Below are 18,244 nucleotides of genomic sequence, written 5' to 3'. Positions count from 1 at the left end.
CCAGAAACCCCCAGTCGAATATCGGCTGGGGGTTTTTGCTTTGCAGTCGCGGAAACGGAAAATACCGAGAAGCAGCTAGAGATTGTGCAAGCCTGAGCTATTCATCTCGGCTCCGCCTGCGGCTATCAATTCCGCCAAGATGTCTCCGGTCAGCCGATCCAATTCGATCTCGCCGAAAAAACGCGACCGAATTGCATCCAGATAGGCCGTGCCTCGCAGCCAGGCCTCCCAATCCGCAACAGAGATCGACTGCACCTCCAGCAGCTTGAACTTCATCAGTACCTTGATGGCGTGCCGCGCATGTTTGATCGGATCGCGCCGCAGGCCGTCAAGCCGCCGACGCGCAACAGACAGCGCCGCATCGACGTTATCGAACACGGCGCCGTGCCCCGGAATCACCCGCCGCGGTGCAAGCTCCGCGATCAGATCCAAAGTGGCCCCCACGTCGTCGAACGAAGGCTCTCCGGCCAGCTCGGGAAACGCAATGCCGAAGCCGTTTTCCCACAGAGCGTCCGCAGAAATCAGCGTCCGCGTCTCAGGCTCGAACAGAATGACCGAGTGAGGATCGTGCCCCGGTGCGGCATGCACCTGCCACGGCCTGTCCCCAAGCCTGCACTCGGTCCCCGGCGACAGTAGCCCGGTGAAGCCGAATCGCGGACATGTCTGCCCCGTCGCCAGGAAACTCAAGCCTTGCTGATCCCAGCTTTCGACGAACGCAGCTTCGCCTGGCGGGATATCCGTACGAACTGACGGGTAGCGTGCCTGCAATGCCGCGTTCCCACCGCAGTGGTCGCTGTGCAGATGCGTATTCAGGATGCGATCGAGCGGCCTGTCGTCAAGCACCGACTCGACGAGGGCGACCGTCTGCTCCGCATGCGTCGCATACCCCGTATCGACAACGGCCGTCTCTTCGCCGCCCACGAACAGCACATTGTTCGACGAGAGCCAGCCTCGCTCGAAAACGACGACATTCGCCGGCAGCCCGGCGCTCGCCGACGAATGGCTCATCGTTCAGGCGCTCGCGCTGACGCGAAGTTCGCGGCGCAGGATCTTCCCGACATTGGTCTTCGGCAATGATTCCCTGAATTCGATGTGCTTGGGCCGCTTGTACCCGGTGAGCTGAGAGTGGCAGTACTGCAGCACCGCATCCTCGGTCAGCGTCGGATCCCTGCGGACCACGAAAACCTTGATGGCTTCGCCCTGCTTCTCGTCGGGCACGCCCACCGCAGCGCATTCCACGACACCCGGGCACAGCGAGATCACGTTCTCGAGCTCGTTCGGGAACACGTTGAAGCCACTGACCAGGATCATGTCCTTCTTGCGGTCGACGATGCGGCTGTAGCCGTCTTCCTGCATCACCGCGATGTCGCCGGTACGCATGAAGCCGTCGGGCGTGAACGCAGCGGCGGTTTCCACCGGCTGGTTGTAGTAGCCCGTCATCACGTTCGGCCCCTTGATGCAGAGTTCCCCGGGCTGGCCGTCCGGCAGCGAATTCCCCTCGTCGTCCTTGATCGCGATCTCAATGCTGGGCAGCGGCAGGCCGATCGTCCCGGTGAACTTCGTGTTCGACACGGGGTTGTTCGTGCCGATCGCACAGGTCTCGCTCATGCCCCAGCCTTCGATCATCGGACAGCCGGTGGCCTCGAACCACTTGCGCGCCGTGCCTTCGGAGGCCGCCATGCCGCCTGCCTGCGAGACGAACAGCGTCGAGAAGTCGATCGACTTGAAGTCCGGATGCATCAGCAATGCATTGAACAAGGTGTTCACCGCGGGCAGCATGTGGAAGGGCCGCTTCTTCAGCACCGCGATGAACTTGTTGAAGTCGCGCGGGTTCGGAATCAGCGTCATGTGCGAGCCCTGGCGGATCACCAGCAGGCACAGCGTCAGCGCGAAGATGTGATACAGCGGCAGCGCCGCGATGCTGTTGACCTTCGCCAGATCGCCGGCACGCGACAGCGCCGGCGTGAACCATGCCTCAGCCTGCAGGGTGGCCGCGACGATGTTGCGGTGGGTCAGCACCGCGCCCTTCGACAAGCCGGTCGTACCGCCCGTGTACTGCAGGAAGGCAATGGAGTCGAGGGTGCTTTGATCCGGGCCCAGCGTGCGGCCGCGTCCCTCCGAAATGGCCTGATTGAAGGGTGTCACGCTGCGCCCGTCGCTCAGCGGCAGCTTGTAGGCAGGCACCAGCTTCGCGAGGTGCCGCACGGCCACCGTGATCCATGCGCCGTACAAGCCGCCGAGCAGATCGCCCATCGAGGTCATGACCACGTGCTTCACCGGCGTGCGCTCGATCACCTTCTCGAGCGTGGCCGCGAAGTTCTCGAGGATGACGATGGCCGTCGCGCCGGAGTCCTTCAGCTGGTGCTCGAGTTCGCGCGCCGTGTACAGGGGGTTGACGTTGACGCAGGTGTACCCCGCGCGCAGCACGCCGCACATGGTGACCGCGAACTGCGGAATGTTGGGCAGCATGATCGCCACTCGTGCACCGGGTTCGAGTCCGCGCGACTGCAGCCAGGCGCCCAGCGCCTTCGACAGGGTGTCGAGCTCGCCGTAGGACATCCAGCGCTCCATGCAGACCGAGAAAGGCCGGTCGGCATAACGGGCGAAAGCCTCGTCGAACATCTGGGGCAACGAACGGTACTGCTCCGGATGAATCTCGTGCGGCACGCCGGCCGGATAGTTCTGTCGCGCGGAAGATGTGGTCTGCATGCAAGCTCCTTTGGCGCGGATTGTGGAAGGCACTTTGCCTCCGCGACCAGCGGGCTTGTCCTAGGGCAAGGGCGCGTGCTGTCGCGCGCGCGATAGCTGCGCGCAGCGAAGAGGGCGCAGAGCAACCCTTCGGAAATTCAGGCCTTGCCCGATTCGCCCGACAGCAGCACCCCGGCCTCGATGTCGGTCGCGACCTCCAGCGACTCGTACAGCGGCGTGAAGTCGGGCTCCGTGAGGTCGAACAGCTGCTTGAAACTGTCGATCACGAAGTAGTTAGCCTGGTAGGTGTCGATCTTGTAGCGCGTGCGCATGGTGCGCAGCAGATCGAGCGGCAGCCGCCGCGGCTCGTTGCTGAGCACCGCGTGCTTCAGCTCGCCCACCGAGCTAAGGATGCCGGCGCCATAGGCGCGCAGGCCGTCCGGCTGGCGGATCAGCCCGAACTCCACCGTGTACCAGTAGAGCCGCGCCAGCTTCTCGCCGGCACCAAGATCGTGCGCCTTGATGCCACCTTGTCCATAGCGCTGCACGTAGTCGGCGAAGGTCGGGTCGAACAGCATCGGCACGTGACCGAACAGGTCGTGGAACACGTCGGGCTCGACGATGTAGTCGAACTCCTCGGGCTTGCGGATCCAGTCCGTCACCGGAAACTTGCGGTTCGCGAGCAGCGTGAAGAACGGCAGCTCCGGAATCAGCCCGGGCACCGCCACGATCTCCCAGCCCGTCGCGCGGTGCAGTCGCTCGTTGAGCTCGTCGAAGCGCGGGATGCGGTCCTTCACGCCCAGCGAGGGCAGCGCCTTGATGAAGGCGTCGCAGGCCAGCCCCGGCAGTTGTGCCACCTGGCGCTCGTAGAGCCGGCGGTAGGTGTCGTGATCGGCCGGCGTGTAGCTGGCCCAATCCTGCGGGCAGGTGTAGTCGGCCAGCACCGCGCCGCCGCGCGAATAGTCGCCGCGGGGCGGGCGGTCCGAGGCACCGTAGACGGCGGGAGTGACGACAGCTGCAGGGGTTTCCATCGAGATCGGTCTTGAGTTGCTTCGTTGCTTACTTGAGCCAGCGGTCCATCGTCCGCTGGAAGTCGCCGCCGGCCTGCTGCAGGTGCAGCCACTGGTCGACGTAAGACTTGAAGGCCACGTCGTCGCGCGGCAGCATCCAGGCCATTTCGCCGTACTGCAGCGGCTTGTCGGGGTTGACCGCGCACAGGCCCGGCTTGAGCTTCTGCTGCGTGATGGCCTCGGCCGCCTCGGTGACGAACACGTCGGCGCGGTTGGCGAGGATCTCGTCGAAGATCGTCACGTTCTCGCCGTGCAGCGTGAGCTTGGCCTGCTTGAAGTTGGCGCGGGCGAAGCGCTCGTTGCTGCCGCCCGGGTTGAAGATGACGCGCACCGACGGCTTGTCGATGGCCGCCACGCTCTGGTACCTGGCCACGTCGGCGCAGCGCGCGATGGGCGTCTTGCCGTTGACCATGTAGGGCGCGCTGAAGAAGGCGCGCTTCTGCCGATCGGTGGTGACCGACACGCCGCCCACGGCGATGTCGCACTTGCCGGCGGTCAGGTCGGGCAGCAGGTTGGCCCAGGTGGTCTTGACCCACTCGGGCTTCGCGCCGAGGCTGGCGCTGAAGCCCGCCATCAGGTCGACGTCGATGCCCTCGAAGCTGCCGTCGGTCTTCTGGAAGCTGAAGGGCTTGTAGTCGCCCGGCGTGCAGATGCGCAGCACCGCCGCCTTCTGCACCGTGTCCAGGTGCGAGGCGCCGGCCGCCGGCGCGGCCGCGGGCGCCATCGCGCAACCCGAAAGAACGGCGGCAGCCGCCGCAATGAAGGTCAGACCGATCGAAGGCGTACAGCTGCGCATGCGTGCTCCAGAAGCAGGTAAATAAGGGAAGGGGCCCTTATTTTGCGGCGCTCAGCACGCCGCGGCGCATCTGGTCGAGCTCGATGCTCTCGAACAGCGCCTTGAAGTTGCCGTTGCCGAAGCCGTCGTCGCCCTTGCGCTGGATGAACTCGAAGAAGATCGGGCCGAGCTGGTTCTCGCTGAAGATCTGCAGCAGCAGGGCGTCCTTCTTGCCGTCGATCAGGATCTTGCGCTTGTGCAGCGCTTCAACGCTTTCGCCGTGGCCCGGGATGCGCTTGTCGACCAGTTCGTAGTAGGTGTCGATGGTGTCCAGCAGCGTCACGCCGTTGGCGCGCAGCGCATCGACGGTCGCGTACAGGTCGTCAGAGCCCATGGCGATGTGCTGGATGCCTTCGCCCTTGTACATGTCCAGATATTCCTGGATCTGGCCGGCCTGCTCCTTGCCTTCCTCGTTGATCGGGATGCGGATCTTGCCGCAGGGGCTGGTCATGGCCTTGCTCTTCACGCCCGTAACCTGGCCTTCGATGTCGAAGTACTTGATCTCGCGGAAGTTGAAGAGCTTCTCGTAGAAGCCGGCCCAGACGTTCATCCGGCCGCGGTACACGTTGTGCGTCAGGTGGTCGATGTAGGTCAGGCCGTTGCCGAACGGCGAAAGCGCCTGTTCCGGGGGCACGCCGGGCAGAGCCTCGAAGTCGACGTCGTAGAAGCCGATGTTGCCGATGTCACCGGGCTTCGCTCCGTTCTTGCCAGGCCAGCGGTCCACCAGGTAGATCAGGCTGTCGCCGATGCCCTTGATGGCGGGAATGTTCAGCTCGCCGGGGCCGGCCTTGTCGGCGAAGCCCCATGCGCCCAGCGCCGTGGCGCGTTCATAGGCCTGCTTGGCATCCTGCACGCGGAAGGCAATGGCGCACACGCTCGGGCCATGCTCGCGGGCGAATTTCTGCGCGAACGAGTCGGGCTCCGCATTCAGGATGAAATTGATCGTGCCCTGGCGATAAAGCAGCACGTTCTTGTGGCGGTGCTTGGCCACGGCCTTGAAGCCCATGCGCTCGAATACCTTGCCCATGGCAACCGGATCGGGTGCCGCGTATTCGATGAATTCGAAGCCGTCGGTGCCCATGGGGTTCTCCCAGGGCGTGAAGGCGGGTGCGTCGGCTTGGCTCATGTGCGGTCTCCGGTAGAGGTGGGGATTGATTGGATTGAATGAACAAGGCGCGAAATCGGCCGGTCATGCAATGTAGGGTGGATGCCTCTCAGGTTTTCTGCGTTTCCACGCGCCCATGGTGGTCATCACGCAGTAAAACTGCAAGAATGACGAAATGGAAGCACTGGACAAGATTGATAGGCTGATTTTGCGCACGCTGCAAGCAGACGGCCGCGCAACCTACGACCAGATCGCCGAGCAGGTGAGCCTGTCGCCCAGCGCCGTGCTGCGGCGCGTCAAGCGGCTCGAGGAACACCGCGTGATCGACCGCTACGTGGCGCTGGTCCAGCCCGAAGCCATCGGCCTGGGCCTGACCGCCTACCTCAACGTGCGGCTCGAAAAGCACACCGAGACCCACAAGCGCAACCCCATGGACCTGTTCCGGGCCAGCGTGCAGACCTGGCCCGAGGTCGTCGAGTGCGCCGCCCTGACCGGCGACATGGACTACCTGCTGCGCGTGGTGGTGGCCGACATGGCTCACTACAGCCGCTTCATCATGGACACCCTGCTCAAGCACCCCAGCGTGGAAGACTGCAAGACCAGCTTCGTGCTCGACCGTGTCAAAGCCACAACAGCTGTGCCCGTTTAGCTACATTTCGGTTGCGCGAGAGCCACAGGGTCTGGTCGCGGTCTGGCACTGGGTCACAAATGTGTCCCGTGATTGACCTTGCGAACTTGTTGTTTAAGGGGAAACCCTTATATTTGAGCCATGCTTACCGCCAAGACCCTTCTCAAAGCGTCTCTCGGCATTGGCTCTTTCCTGAAAGCGCCGATGGTTGAGGCGCAACCACGCGCCGTCAGCGCGCCTCAACCGGTGATGGTGCCGATCCGCTCGATCGGCCCGCGCGAACGCGAGCGCATCGCCCGCCACCTGCTCGACCTCACCCCGCACGATCGCTACCTGCGCTTCGGCTACGCGGCGGCCGACGAGCAGATCCAGCGCTACGTCGACAGCCTCGACTTCGAACGCGACGAGCTCTTCGGCATCTACAACCGCCGCCTCGACCTGATCGCGATGGCGCACCTGGCCTTCGCTCCCGGCGACCAGCACAGCGACTGCGCCGAGTTCGGCGTGTCGGTCTCGGCCCATGCCCGCGGCCGCGGCTACGGCGCCCGCCTGTTCGAGCGCGCAGTGGTCGTGGCGCGCAACGAAGGCGTGGGCATGCTCTTCATCCATGCGCTGAGCGAGAACGCCGCCATGCTGAAGATCGCCCGCAACGCAGGCGCCACCGTGGTGCGCAGCGGCGCCGAAGCCGAAGCCCACCTCGAACTGCCCAGCGCCACCTTCGACAGCCGCATGAGCGAGATCGCACTGGAGCACTACGCCGCCGTCGACTACGCGCTCAAGACCCGCGCCAAGCAGTTCTGGGCCTTCCTGGCCAGCCTGCAGGAAGTGCGCAGCGGCATGCGCGACGCGCGCAAGAAGTCGGCCCAGTAAGCCGCCGGCACGCGGGGCGCCCGGGCGGCGCCTGCGTGCTTACCCTCGCCGGAATTGCCCGGTAGAGCGTGTCACACGCAATCCGGTATCCTTGTTCCTCCTCAACTCCGCCCTCCCGCAGTGGCCGACCCTCACCCTGAACGCGCTCCCGTCGAACGGGAAGACAAGCGCAGCTTTCTCCAGAAACTCGCCGAATTCATCCACCCCGGCCCTGACTCGCGCGACGAACTGATCGAAACCCTGGCTGACGCCGAGGACAACGAGGTGATCGGCGCGGAGTCGCGCGTGATGCTCGAGGGCGTGCTGCGCATGGCCGACATGACCGCCGGCGACGTGATGGTCGCCGCGCCGCGCATGGACCTGGTGAACATCGACGCGCCCTTCGACGCGCTGCTGCACCTCGTCATCGACACCGCGCACTCGCGCTTCCCGGTGTACGAGGGCGAGAAGGAAAACATCATCGGCATCCTGCTCGCGAAGGACCTGCTCAAGCTGCAGCGCGCGCCGGGCCTGAACATCCGCGCGCTGCTGCGCCCGGCCACCTTCGTTCCCGAGAGCAAGGGCCTGAACGACCTGCTGCGCGAGTTCCGCGGCAACCGCAACCACCTGGCCATCGTCATCGACGAGTTCGGCCGCGTCGCGGGCCTCATCACCATCGAGGACGTGCTCGAGCAGATCGTGGGCGAGATCGAGGACGAGTTCGACATCGCGGAGGACGAGGGCGACATCTTCGGCCTCGCCGACCACACCTACCGCGTCTCGGGCGACACGCCCATCGAGCGCGTCGCCGAGGCCTTCGGCATCGTGTTCGACGAAGAGCAGCTCAGCGAAGACTTCGACACCATCGGCGGCCTGATCGCGCACGAGATGGGCCATGTGCCCAAGCGCGGCGAGCACCACGCGATCGGCGGTTTCGACTTCGTCGTGCTGCACACCAAGGGCGGCGCCGTGCGCTGGTTCAAGGTGTCCCCGGCACGCGGCGGCGACGCGGCCGACTGATGGCTCGCGCGCCGGCTTTCTCCCTCGCTTCCCTGTTTCGCCCGCTCGGCTTCGTCGCCGCCGGGCTCGCCCAGGCGCTGTCGATGGCTTCGCCCGCGGGCGGCAAGCCGCTGTGGTGGCTGCAGCTGCTGTCGCTCGGCGCCTTCGTCTGGCTGCTCGACGGCCTGCGCGCGCAGGGTGCCGGCTGGCGTCGCGCCGGCCTGCATGGCTGGCTGTTCTCCACCGCCTGGCTCACCGGCAGCTTCTGGTGGCTCTTCATCTCGATGCACACCTATGGCGGCCTGCCTGCGCCGCTTGCGGCCATCGCCGTGCTCGCGCTGGCGGCCGCGCTGGGGCTCTACTACGCCGTCGCAGCGGCATGGTTCGTCGTGCGCGGACCCGAGGGACGCGTGACAGGCGCAGTGGTCTTCGCCGCGCTCTGGACGCTCGCGGAGCTGGTGCGCGGCAGCTGGTTCACGGGCTTCCCATGGGGCGCGGGCGGCTATGCGCATGTCGAAGGACCACTCGCGGCGCTCGCGCCATGGGTGGGCGTGTACGGCATCGGCGCGGCTGCTGCGCTGGTCGTCGCGCTGATCGTGCTGCACCATCGCCCGCTTCGCATTGCCGAAGCCGTGCAGGTCGTGGTGCTGGTCGCGCTGGTGTTCGCAGTGCCGAATCTCGTGCCCGCGCTTCGCGAAGACGTGCAGGGTGCGAAGGGCACCACCGGCAGCCTGAACGTCGCTCTCCTGCAGGGCAACATCCCGCAGGACGAGAAGTTCATTCCCGGCGGCGGCATCGAGACCGCGCTTCGCTGGTACGGCGAACAGCTGCGCGATGCCAAGGCCTCGCTCGTCGTCACGCCCGAGACCGCATTGCCGCTGCTGCCCGTGCAACTGCCGGCCGGCTATCTCGACGCGATCCGGGCGCGCTACAGCCAGGGCTCGCAGGCGGCCATCGTCGGCCTGCCCCTTGGCGGACAGGGCACCTACAGCAACTCCGTGCTCGGCTTCCGCCCCGGCGACGCGCAGCCCTACGTCTACAGCAAGCACCACCTGGTGCCTTTCGGCGAATTCATCCCGCCGGGCTTCCGCTGGTTCATCCAGATGATGAACATCCCGCTGGGCGACTTCGCGCGCGGCGGCCTCGCGCAGGCGCCCTTCGTGTGGCAGGGCCAGCGCATCGCGCCGAACATCTGCTATGAGGATTTGTTCGGCGACGAGATCGGCGCGAACTTCCGCGACGAGGCCACGGCGCCCACCATCCTGCTCAATGTGAGCAACATCGCGTGGTTCGGCGACACCGTCGCCATCGACGAACACCTGTCGATCTCGCGCATGCGCGCGCTCGAATTCGCGCGGCCGATGGTGCGCTCCACCAACACCGGCGCAACTGTGGTGATCGACGCCCAGGGCCGCGTGACGCACGAGTTGCCGCGCCTCACGCGCGGCGTGCTCGAAGCGAGCGTGGAAGGCCGGCGCGGCCTCACGCCCTTCGCGCGCTGGGTGGCGCCCTTCGGCCTCTGGCCTTTGTGGCTGCTGGCCATGGCCATCGTGGCGGTGGCCTGGGTGCAGGGCCGCCGCCGTCAATGAGCCTCAAGCCGCTGCGAGCAGAGCCTTCACCGGCCAGTCGCGCAGCTTGCCCGGGTTCAGCAGGCCCAGCGGGTCGAAGCGCTTCTTCACCTCGATGACTTCCGGCGGCAGCGGCCCGCCGGCCTTGCCGTCTTCGACGATGTTCACGTGCGGGTTGTTGATGTGCACGTTGTGCTCGCGATGGATGCGCATGATCTCCTGCAGCCGCTCCTCGGTGCTGAAGCGCACCAGCTGCAACCCGCTGCAGGTCATGAGGCCGGCCACGTTGCGCAGGAACTCGATGTGCATCATCACCTCGCCGTTCTCTCCGCCCAGCAGCTTCTCCATCTCGATGACCTGTTCGACGTGCCTGCCGGGAATGAAGCCGCTCTGCAGGTAGGTCAGGTTCGGGTCGATCTTCAGCGCGTGCAGCGTCGTGTGGTTCCAGGTGAACTCCATCAGCGTGCGGTTGCTCTTCTGCACTTCGGCGGCGGTCTTGCGATAGCTCACGGTGCCGCCGTGCGCTTCCACCAGCTGCAGCATCGCTGGCTCGCACGATTCGGCCACCAGCGACAGCACCGTGTGGCAGCCCTTCGGCAGGTGCGCGGCCAGTTGCGCCAGATGGTCGGAGATTGGCGCCGCGAAGAAGGTGACGCCGCGCTTCACGATGCCTGGCGCGTGCGCGAGCTTGTCGGCGAAGTTCAGCGCGCTCTCGAAGTCGCCGAAGGTCACCAGCGTCTCGAGCCACGGATGCGCGGGCGCCAGCGCGATCTCCAGCTCCAGCACGAGGCCGTTGGTGCCCCACAGGTGGTGCATGCGCATTGCCTCCGCGCCGCGCAACTCGACCACCTGCGGCTCGGCCTCGATGGTCATCGCGCGGATGCCGATCACGTTGCCCGGTGCGCCCAGCGGCCCGTAGTTGATGGAGCCCACGCCGCCGAAGCCGCCGCCGAACAGGCCGCCCAGCGTCGCGCTGCGGTAGGTGGAGGGCACGCAGCGCAGTTCCTGCCCCGTGGGCTTCGTCTGCTTCTCGAGCTCGCCGAGCCGGATGCCGGCCTGCGCGCGCGCCGCGCCCGGGCGCACCCATAGGCAGGTGTTGTAGCCCGTCATGTCGAGCACCACGCCGCCGGCCAGCGGCGTGGTCTGGCCGTAGTTGCCGGTGCCGCTGCCGCGGATGGTGATCGGCACGCAGCGGCGCGCGCAGGCGCCGACCACCGCGCGGATCTCTTCCTCGGTGCGTGGGCGCACGACGACGTCGGCGCGCTTGTCCTTCAGCTGGCGCACGAGCACCGGGCTGAACCACGAGAAGTCGGAGGACAGCCGCGTGACGCGGCTTTCGTCGGTGATCCAGTCGAGGTCTGGCAGTTCGAGCAACAGCTGCTCGATGGCGGAAACAGGAGCATTCATGGTCAAGGTTCAATCCTGGGAAAGTTCGCTCGCATGCCATGAGCCCAGCGCCAGCTTCGTGAGCCAGGCCATCAGCACGAAGAGCGCGACACCGGTGAGGGAGATGAGCAGCAGGGCCGCGAACATGCGCGGAATGTTCAGCTGGAAGCCCGCCTGCAGGATCTGGTAGGCCAGCCCCGCGCCGGAGCCACCCGTGCCCGCGACGAACTCCGCCACCACCGCGCCGATGAGCGCGAGGCCGCTGGAGATGCGCAGCCCGCCGAAGAAGTAAGGCAGCGCGCTCGGAATGCGCAGCCGCACCAGCTGCTGCCAGCGCGTGGCACGGTTGAGCTTGAAGTAGCTCTGCAGGTCGGGGTCGATGCTGCGCAGGCCCAGCGTGGTGTTGCTGATGATCGGGAACAGCGCCACCAGCGCCGCGCACACCGTCATCGCCGCCACCGGGTTCTTCACCCAGATGATGATGAGCGGCGCCACCGCCACGATCGGCGTCACCTGCAGCAGCACCGCGTACGGGAAGAGCGCGGTCTCGATGCGCTTGCTCTGTACGAACAGGAAGGAGATCAGCACGCCCGCCACCGTGGCCAGCAGGAACGACAGCACCGTGATCTTCAGCGTGACCAGCAGCGCATTGCCCAGCGGCGCCCAGTCGGTCACCAGCGTCTGCACCATCAGGTACGGAGAGGGCACGAGGTAGGGCGGCAGCTCCATGGCCACCACCATCCATTGCCACAGCGCGACCAGCACCACGCCGATCAGCACGGGGTAGAGCGCGCGCTGCACGCGCGGCTGGCCCAGCAGGGGAACGGCCTTGGCGGTCATCGTGCGGCCTCCTCGTCGGTGCTGCTGGCGCGCAGCAGGCTGTCCTGCAGCCGCTTGGCGTGGCGCGCGAACTCTGGCGTGACCATGAAGTCCGCGCTGCGCGGATAGGGCTCGTCGATGCGGAATTCCTCCACCACGCGGCCCGGTCGCGCAGCCATCATCACCACGCGGCTCGACAGGAACACCGCCTCGTGGATCGAGTGCGTCACGAAGATCACCGTGAGCTTCTTCTTGCGCCACAGCTCCAGCAGGTCGGCGTCGAGCTTGTGGCGCGTGATCTCGTCGAGCGCGCCGAAGGGCTCGTCCATCAGCAGCAGGTCGGGCTGCGTGACGAGGCCGCGCGCGATCGACACGCGCATCTGCATGCCGCCCGAGAGTGCGCGCGGCAGCGCGTCGGCGAACTTCTCGAGCCCCACGAGCGCGAGCGATTCCATCACCCGCGCATCGGCCTCCTTGCGCGGCACGCCGGCCAGGTCCAGCGGCAGCCGCACGTTGGTGCGAACGCTGGCCCAGGGCATCAGCGTGGGGGACTGGAACACGAAGGACATCTTGTGCGGGCAGTCGTGCAGCTGCGCCACCGGCCTGCGCCACACCAGCAGGCGGCCGTCGCTGGGCTCGAGCATGCCCGCCACCATCTTCAGCAGCGTGCTCTTGCCGCAGCCCGAGGGGCCGAGCAGGGTGACGAACTCGCCCTCGGCGATGGACAGGTCCACCGGCAGCAGCGCCTGCGTGCCGTTGGGGTACGTCTTCTCGGCCGAGAGCACTTCCACTGCCGGCACGGCGGGCGCGAGTTCAGGCGGGGGCGCCAGCGTGTGGGGGTCGATGCGATTCATTCGTGAGGCCTTTCGAGAACGGCCGCATTGCGCGGCCGCCTGGTTTCAGGGCAATGCCGGTGCGTCAGGGCAGGACCTTCGCGTCCTTGACGAACTCGGTGCTGTAGGTCTTCGCCAGCTCAACCTTCGACGGGTCGAGCAGCTTCGCGCTCACCAGGAAGTCGTAGCTCGCCTTGGCACGCGCATCCGTCATCACGCCGATGCCGAGCTTGGCCGCGTCGCCGCCGGTGATCATTCCCATCTCCTTGAGCTTGGCCACGCTGTAGGCCAGCTGGTCGTCGGTCATGTTGGGGTTGTCCTTCTTGATGAGGGCATTGGCGGGCGCCGGGTCGGCGAGGTAGCTCTTCCAGCCCTCGGCCGAGGCCTTCACGAAGGCGGCGACCTGCTTGCTGCGGTCCTTCACGGTCTTCTCCATGCACGACACCGTGGTCGCGTAGGCCGGGAAGCCGTGGTCGCTGAACATCAGCACGGTGCTCTTCACGCCGGCTTTCTGGATGGCGTAGGGCTCGGAGGTCAGGTAGCCCTGCTGCGCGGTGTTCTTGTCGGCAACGAAGGGCTGGATGTTGAAGGTGTAGGGCCGCGTCTGCTCGTCGGTGAAGCCGAACTTCGCCTTAAGCCAGGGCCAGTAGCCGCGCTGCGCCTGGGCGCCGATCAGCAGCGTCTTGCCCTTGAGGTCCTCGAACTTCTTCACGTCCTCGTGCGCGATCAGCACCTGCGGGTCCTTCTGGAAGAAGGCCGCCACGTTGACCACCGGCACGCCGCCTTCGCGTACCTGCATCATCTGGATGTCGCTCGAACCCATGATGCAGTCGGCCTGGCCGGCGGCCATCATCTGCGTGATGTTGACCTGCGGGCCGCCCATCTTGATGGTGACGTCGAGGCCGTACTTCTTGTAGATGCCCTGTGCCACGGCTTGGTAGAAGCCGCCGTGCTCGGCCTGCGCGTACCAGTTGGTCATGTAGGTGAACTTGTCCTCGGCCTGCGCGGGCGCGGCGACGAGGAATGCGATGGCGGCGGCGCCGGCGATGGACAGTGCGAAGGAGCGCATGGAGTGGACCTCTCGTGGCAGGGGAGTTGAAGAAGAAGGAAAAGGAGAAGCGGCCGTTGCAAGAAGCGGGCTCGGGCCGGGCTCAGGCCGGCTGGAAGCTCTGCTGCACGAAGCCCTGCTGGTGCCCGCGCTCCCAGGTGGCTTCTTCGCGCACCACCCAGCGCAGCGCGTGCAGCTCGGTCAGTGCCTGCACCCAGCTGTCGGAGAGCGTGTCGAGGATGGCTTCGCCCTGTTCGCGCGTGGCGGTGGTCGGGTCGCCGATCACGCCGCTCGGGCCGAAGTCGCGCGAGGTCCAGGCGCAGGCCGGACGGCCGTCGGCCGACAGCAGCTTGATCGGGAATGGCGGCGGAAAGTTGGCGACCGCGTGCTCCATGTGCACCGTCTCGGGCGCCAGCGCGAGCATCAGCGCCGTCTCGGAATGGCCTGCGTGCATCGCGAGCTTCTTTTCCTGCTCGCTCACCTGCTTGCTCGCCGCGCTCGGCAGGCGCGACACGCCGTGCGGCACCACCACGAAGTCGCCGTGGCGCAGGCGCAGTTCGCGCGCCGCCATCTCGAGCACCTGCGGCTGGCCGCCGTGGCCGTTGGCGAAGAGCAGCTTGCGAAAGCCCGAGCGGTAGACCGACTCGCCGATTTCGATCACGGTCGACAGCAGCGTGGTGCCCGTCAGCGTCATGGTGCCGGGGAAGTGCAGGTGCTCTTCCGACTTGCCGTAGGTGATGGTCGGCAGTGCGAAGGCGCGCACCTCTGCGGGCAGCTTCTCGAGCGCCTTGCCCATCACGCCCGAGCAGATCACGCTGTCGACCGAGCACGGCAGGTGCGGGCCGTGCTGCTCGATGGCGCCGCAGGGCAGCACGATGACTGTGTTCTCGCGATCGGGCAGCGCGGCGATCTCGGTCCAGCTCAGGTAGGGCAGGAAGCGGTGGGGCGGGATGTAGCCGTGGAGCATGGGAAGTCCTTGTTCTCTTACTTGGGGAAGAAAGGCGTTGCGTCGCCGTGCGTGACGCGGCCGTCGCGCAGCACCACGCGGGTGGCGGTGCGAGAAGGCCAGCCGTGGCGGTCGGCCTGCGTGAACAGCACCAGGTCGGCGGAACGGCCGACCAGCGAAGGCGCGGCCGACGCAGGTGCGCGCTGCAGCCAGTCGCTGCGACACAGCGCCTGCGACCAGGTGTCGAAGGGCTCGTCGAGCTGGGCCACCAGCGCGGCGGTGCCAAGCGCTTCCACGGGGTCGAAGCTGCCCAGGCGGCAGAAGGGGTCCTGCACGTTGTCACTCGCGAAGAGCAGCGGAATGCCGCGGTCGCGCGCCTCCTTCACCAGGGTGATGCCGCGCAGGCGCGGCGTGCGGCCGGTGACTGCGTCCTGCAGCAGCAGGTTGGTGGCGGGCAGCGAAACGACAGTGATCGGCGCGCGCGCCACCGCGTCGAGCGTGGCGAAGGCCTGCGCCTCGGGCTGGGCCGCGAGCGCGCAGATGTGGCCGCAGACCACGCGGCCTTCGTAGCCGATCTCGCGCAGGATGCGGGCGGTGGTCTGCAGGCCGACGGCCGAGGCGTTGAGTTCCTCGTCGACGTGCAGGTCGATGTCGAGGTCGCAGGCCTGTGCCGACAGCAGCAGGTTGCGCAGCGCGTTCTCGCTCCAGTTGGTCGAATGCACGAAGCCGCCGAGCAGCGCATGCGGCCCGGTCGCCTTCACCTGCCTGGCAAGGCGCATGGCCTGCGCGGCGTCTTCGAAGAGCGGCAGCTTGATGAGGCTCACCTGCTCCAGCCGCACCCTGCCGGCCCATTCCTGTGCGAGCTCGGCCATCACCGGCCATGCCATGGGCACCGCATCGGGTTCCCACCAGTCGACGTGCGTGCGCAGGTGCACGGTGCCGCATTCCCAGGCCCATTGCAGGCCGCGCGAGGCGCGCTCGCGCACGTCGGCGGGCGTCCAGTGCACGCGGTCGGCCAGCATCGCGTCGATGGCGCCGAGCAGGCCGGGCTCCACCTGCTTCATGCGCGGCAGGGTGAAGGCCTTGTCGAGATGCGTGTGGACGTCGACGAACCCAGGCAGGGCCAGCGTCCCGGCGAGGTCCCAGGCGGAAGGCGGCGGCTCGGACGCGGCGGGCTGCACCGACTGCACGCGGCCCGCATCGATCGCGATGCGCGCGAGCGCCGGCACGCCGTCGTGCCGCGGCCAGCCGCCGGGCAGCAGCCAGCGCGGCAGCCGCACGTTGTCGAGCAGGGCGGGGGCGGGCGCGTTCATGCGAAGCGCGCCATCGCCTGGCCCACGCGTGCCATGAAGCGCTTGAGCTGGGGCTCGGTCGCGACGTTCATGTGGTAGTGGGCGTGGTAGTCCACCTTCGCGCGCTGGCCGGTCAGCCGCTTCATGTAGCGCGTGACGATCTTGCGCGGCGGATCGCCCATGTAGATGGCCATCCAGCGCGGCCGGCCGTAGGTGACGACGGCGCTGATGCGCTTGATGTGCGTGAGCATCGGCTTCACGTTGGCCGGGTCGCTGATGTCGAAGGCCACGCCCGGCATGAAGAGCCGGTCGAAGTAGCCCTTGAGCATCGCCGGCAGGCCGAAGCACCACGTCGGAAAGCAGAACACGATGCCCTCGGCCCACTGCAGCCGCTCCACATAAGGCTTCAGCGGCAGCTGGTTGGAGGGCACGTCGTGGTAGCCCAGCCGCTCCTCGCGCGAGAGCACCGGGTTGAAGCCCTCGGCGTAGAGATCGCAGTCGTCCACCTCGTGCCCGGCGGCGCGCAGGTTCTTCAGCACCTCCTGGTGCAGGGCGGCGTGGAAGCTGGTTTCGACCGGATGGCAGTAGACGACGAGCACGCGCATGGTGTGTTTGACCGCTTAATCAGAGCAAGCGGTCAGGTTATGCAAGCGACGTGCCAGTGGTGGTGCACTGGTTTGGGGCGGCGTGGTAGCCGTGCGACGGAATCGTCGGGAGGCTGACTGACGAGTGGCCTAATTTCGTAACAAAAGTCACGCTGGCCTGGAAAAACGCGGCTGTCGGGAAAGAGTTTTGGTTGTTTCTGTAACAGTAACTCACCCTTTCTGCCAATTGTTAACTAAAATTCACAGTCCCAAATTTGTGAACTTTGGGCCTCATTTCTCTCTTCATCAACGCGTTCGATAACCGAGAGTCCTGCTTCTCATGAAAAAACCTACCCTCATCGTTGCCGCCGTCCTGGCCGCTCTGGCCACCAGCGCGGCGATCGCCGACACGGCCAGCTCCACGTTCAAGGTCCTCATCACCGTGACCAAGGCCTGCTCGGTCACGGCGGGTACGGCCTCGAACATCGACTTCGGCTCGGTCACCTCCACCGCGACCGCCCTGTCGGCCAGCAGCAACATCAGCGTGACCTGCTCCAAGTCGACGCCCTACAACATCGGCCTGCTGCCCTCGAACAACAGCACCACCGGCGCCGGCGTGATGAGCAATACTGGCCCTGACACCATCGCCTACCAGTTGCGCTCGGCGAGCGCCGCCGGTCCGATCTGGGGCAACACCGCCACGCCCACCGACGTCGGCAACGGCGTGGCCGGCACCGGCACCGGCGCGGCCCAGTCGATCCCCGTGTGGGCCACGGTCGCGAGCGTCAATGTGACGCCTGGGGCCTACCTCGACACCGTGACCGTCCAGGTCAACTACTGATCGACCAGCCGGGACCCGCCGTGCACCGCCTGCTGCGCCACACCCTTGCCCTCGCGTTCGCCTTGCTGGCGCACGCGGCCGCCTCGGCGAGCGGGCTGCAGGTCTCTCCGGTCACGCTGACGCTGCAGGCCACGCAGAACGCGGATGGCCTCTGGCTCAGCAACACCGGCGACGACGTGGTGCATGCCCAGGTGCGGGTCTATCAGTGGGCGCAGGAGAACGGAGCCGAAAAGCTGACGCCCTCGCGCGAACTCCTCGTGAGCCCGCCGATGGTTCAGCTGGCCCCGTCCGAGCGGCAGCTGATCCGCGTCATCCGCACCGGCATTCCCGCCGGCGCGGTCGAGAACTCGTACCGGGTCATCATCGATGAGCTGCCGGTCGAGATGAAGGAAAAGAAGGGCCTGCAGCTCGTGCTGCGCTATTCGGTGCCCATCTTCATCGCAGCCGCTGGGGCACAGCCGACCACGCCCCAGCTCACGTGGTCGCTGCGCCGCGAAGGCGGCCAGGCGTTGCTCGAAGTCGCCAACGGCGGCGGCATGCACGCCCAGCTTGCCGATCTGGATTTTGTCGATGCAGCCGGCCGCCGCACCGCGGTGCACGGCGGCCTGATGGGCTACGTCCTGCCGGGCGCGAGCATGCGTTGGCCCTTGAAGACTCCCGTGGAAGCCTTTGCTTCCGGCGGCGTCCTGGAAACGAAGATCAATGGCAACGCGACGCAGGAAAAGATTCCGCCACTTCCACGCGTCCGCTGAG

18 protein-coding genes are annotated in these 18,244 nt (G+C 66.6%); 6 read left to right on the top strand and 12 right to left on the bottom strand.

What is annotated here, in order from left to right; all coding sequences use genetic code 11:
- Positions 1-75: 75 nt before the first annotated feature.
- The 5 genes from BMY35_RS26915 to hppD form a co-directional block, all read right to left on the bottom strand.
- The gene (locus BMY35_RS26915; RefSeq protein ID WP_093206023.1) at positions 76-1,008 is read right to left on the bottom strand and encodes an MBL fold metallo-hydrolase; all 933 of its coding nucleotides are present in this window, start codon (positions 1,006-1,008) and stop codon (positions 76-78) included.
- Between the two features lie 3 nt (positions 1,009-1,011).
- Complete coding sequence (locus tag BMY35_RS26910) at positions 1,012-2,709, bottom strand: AMP-binding protein (RefSeq protein ID WP_093206021.1); 1,698 nt, start codon at positions 2,707-2,709, stop codon at positions 1,012-1,014.
- Positions 2,710-2,846: 137 nt separating this feature from the next.
- Entirely contained in the window at positions 2,847-3,719 is an 873-nt protein-coding gene (gene phhA, locus BMY35_RS26905; protein WP_093206020.1) for a phenylalanine 4-monooxygenase, read from the bottom strand.
- A 28-nt stretch (positions 3,720-3,747) separates the two neighbouring features.
- Positions 3,748-4,554, bottom strand: a complete 807-nt coding sequence (locus tag BMY35_RS26900; RefSeq protein ID WP_093206018.1) for a transporter substrate-binding domain-containing protein — start codon at positions 4,552-4,554, stop codon at positions 3,748-3,750.
- A 37-nt stretch (positions 4,555-4,591) separates the two neighbouring features.
- Entirely contained in the window at positions 4,592-5,719 is a 1,128-nt protein-coding gene (hppD, locus tag BMY35_RS26895) for a 4-hydroxyphenylpyruvate dioxygenase (protein WP_093206016.1), read from the bottom strand.
- Positions 5,720-5,873: 154 nt separating this feature from the next.
- On the opposite strand from hppD, the gene BMY35_RS26890 reads away from it, so the two are divergent.
- The 4 genes from BMY35_RS26890 to lnt all read left to right on the top strand — a co-directional run bounded on the left by BMY35_RS26890 (position 5,874) and on the right by lnt (position 9,763).
- Entirely contained in the window at positions 5,874-6,347 is a 474-nt protein-coding gene (locus tag BMY35_RS26890; RefSeq protein ID WP_093206014.1) for an Lrp/AsnC family transcriptional regulator, read from the top strand.
- A 120-nt stretch (positions 6,348-6,467) separates the two neighbouring features.
- Positions 6,468-7,196, top strand: a complete 729-nt coding sequence (locus tag BMY35_RS26885) for a GNAT family N-acetyltransferase (protein ID WP_093206012.1) — start codon at positions 6,468-6,470, stop codon at positions 7,194-7,196.
- A gap of 120 nt (positions 7,197-7,316) precedes the next feature.
- Positions 7,317-8,195: an HlyC/CorC family transporter gene (locus BMY35_RS26880; RefSeq protein ID WP_093206010.1), complete on the top strand. Its 879-nt coding sequence runs from the start codon at positions 7,317-7,319 to the stop codon at positions 8,193-8,195.
- The gene (gene lnt / locus BMY35_RS26875) at positions 8,195-9,763 is read left to right on the top strand and encodes an apolipoprotein N-acyltransferase (RefSeq protein WP_093206008.1); all 1,569 of its coding nucleotides are present in this window, start codon (positions 8,195-8,197) and stop codon (positions 9,761-9,763) included. Before BMY35_RS26880 ends, lnt begins: the two co-directional genes overlap by 1 nt.
- A gap of 3 nt (positions 9,764-9,766) precedes the next feature.
- Here lnt and BMY35_RS26870 read toward each other — a convergent pair whose 3' ends face one another.
- The 7 genes from BMY35_RS26870 to BMY35_RS26840 all read right to left on the bottom strand — a co-directional run bounded on the left by BMY35_RS26870 (position 9,767) and on the right by BMY35_RS26840 (position 16,671).
- Positions 9,767-11,149 carry an FAD-binding oxidoreductase gene (locus BMY35_RS26870; protein ID WP_093206006.1) on the bottom strand — a complete coding sequence of 461 codons (1,383 nt, stop codon included), beginning with the start codon at positions 11,147-11,149 and terminating at the stop codon, positions 9,767-9,769.
- 9 nt (positions 11,150-11,158) lie between these two features.
- Positions 11,159-11,968, bottom strand: a complete 810-nt coding sequence (locus BMY35_RS26865) for an ABC transporter permease (RefSeq protein ID WP_093206004.1) — start codon at positions 11,966-11,968, stop codon at positions 11,159-11,161.
- On the bottom strand, positions 11,965-12,801 hold the full coding sequence (locus BMY35_RS26860; RefSeq protein WP_093206002.1) for an ABC transporter ATP-binding protein: 837 nt from the start codon (positions 12,799-12,801) through the stop codon (positions 11,965-11,967). Before BMY35_RS26860 ends, BMY35_RS26865 begins: the two co-directional genes overlap by 4 nt.
- A 64-nt stretch (positions 12,802-12,865) precedes the next feature.
- A complete protein-coding gene (locus BMY35_RS26855; RefSeq protein WP_093206000.1) occupies positions 12,866-13,849 on the bottom strand; it encodes an ABC transporter substrate-binding protein in 984 nt (327 codons plus the stop codon).
- Between the two features lie 82 nt (positions 13,850-13,931).
- Positions 13,932-14,795 carry a creatininase family protein gene (locus BMY35_RS26850; RefSeq protein ID WP_093205998.1) on the bottom strand — a complete coding sequence of 288 codons (864 nt, stop codon included), beginning with the start codon at positions 14,793-14,795 and terminating at the stop codon, positions 13,932-13,934.
- Positions 14,796-14,812: 17 nt separating this feature from the next.
- Positions 14,813-16,087 carry an amidohydrolase family protein gene (locus BMY35_RS26845; RefSeq protein WP_093205996.1) on the bottom strand — a complete coding sequence of 425 codons (1,275 nt, stop codon included), beginning with the start codon at positions 16,085-16,087 and terminating at the stop codon, positions 14,813-14,815.
- Positions 16,084-16,671 (bottom strand): NAD(P)H-dependent oxidoreductase, encoded by a 588-nt coding sequence (locus BMY35_RS26840; RefSeq protein ID WP_093205994.1) that lies wholly within the window; start codon positions 16,669-16,671, stop codon positions 16,084-16,086. The genes BMY35_RS26845 and BMY35_RS26840 overlap by 4 nt, the downstream gene beginning before the upstream one ends.
- A 319-nt stretch (positions 16,672-16,990) precedes the next feature.
- Here BMY35_RS26840 and BMY35_RS26835 point away from each other — a divergent pair, with 319 nt between their 5' ends.
- Together BMY35_RS26835 and BMY35_RS26830 are read left to right on the top strand one after the other, a co-directional pair.
- Positions 16,991-17,491, top strand: a complete 501-nt coding sequence (locus tag BMY35_RS26835) for a Csu type fimbrial protein (protein ID WP_093205992.1) — start codon at positions 16,991-16,993, stop codon at positions 17,489-17,491.
- Positions 17,492-17,511: 20 nt separating this feature from the next.
- Positions 17,512-18,243, top strand: a complete 732-nt coding sequence (locus BMY35_RS26830) for a fimbrial biogenesis chaperone (RefSeq protein ID WP_093205990.1) — start codon at positions 17,512-17,514, stop codon at positions 18,241-18,243.
- Position 18,244: the final 1 nt, after the last annotated feature.

The sequence above is a fragment of the Variovorax sp. YR750 genome (assembly GCF_900109805.1).
Classification (GTDB): domain Bacteria; phylum Pseudomonadota; class Gammaproteobacteria; order Burkholderiales; family Burkholderiaceae_C; genus Variovorax; species Variovorax gossypii.
Note: the sequence above shows the minus strand (reverse complement) of the source record. Positions and strands in the feature narration are given on the sequence as shown.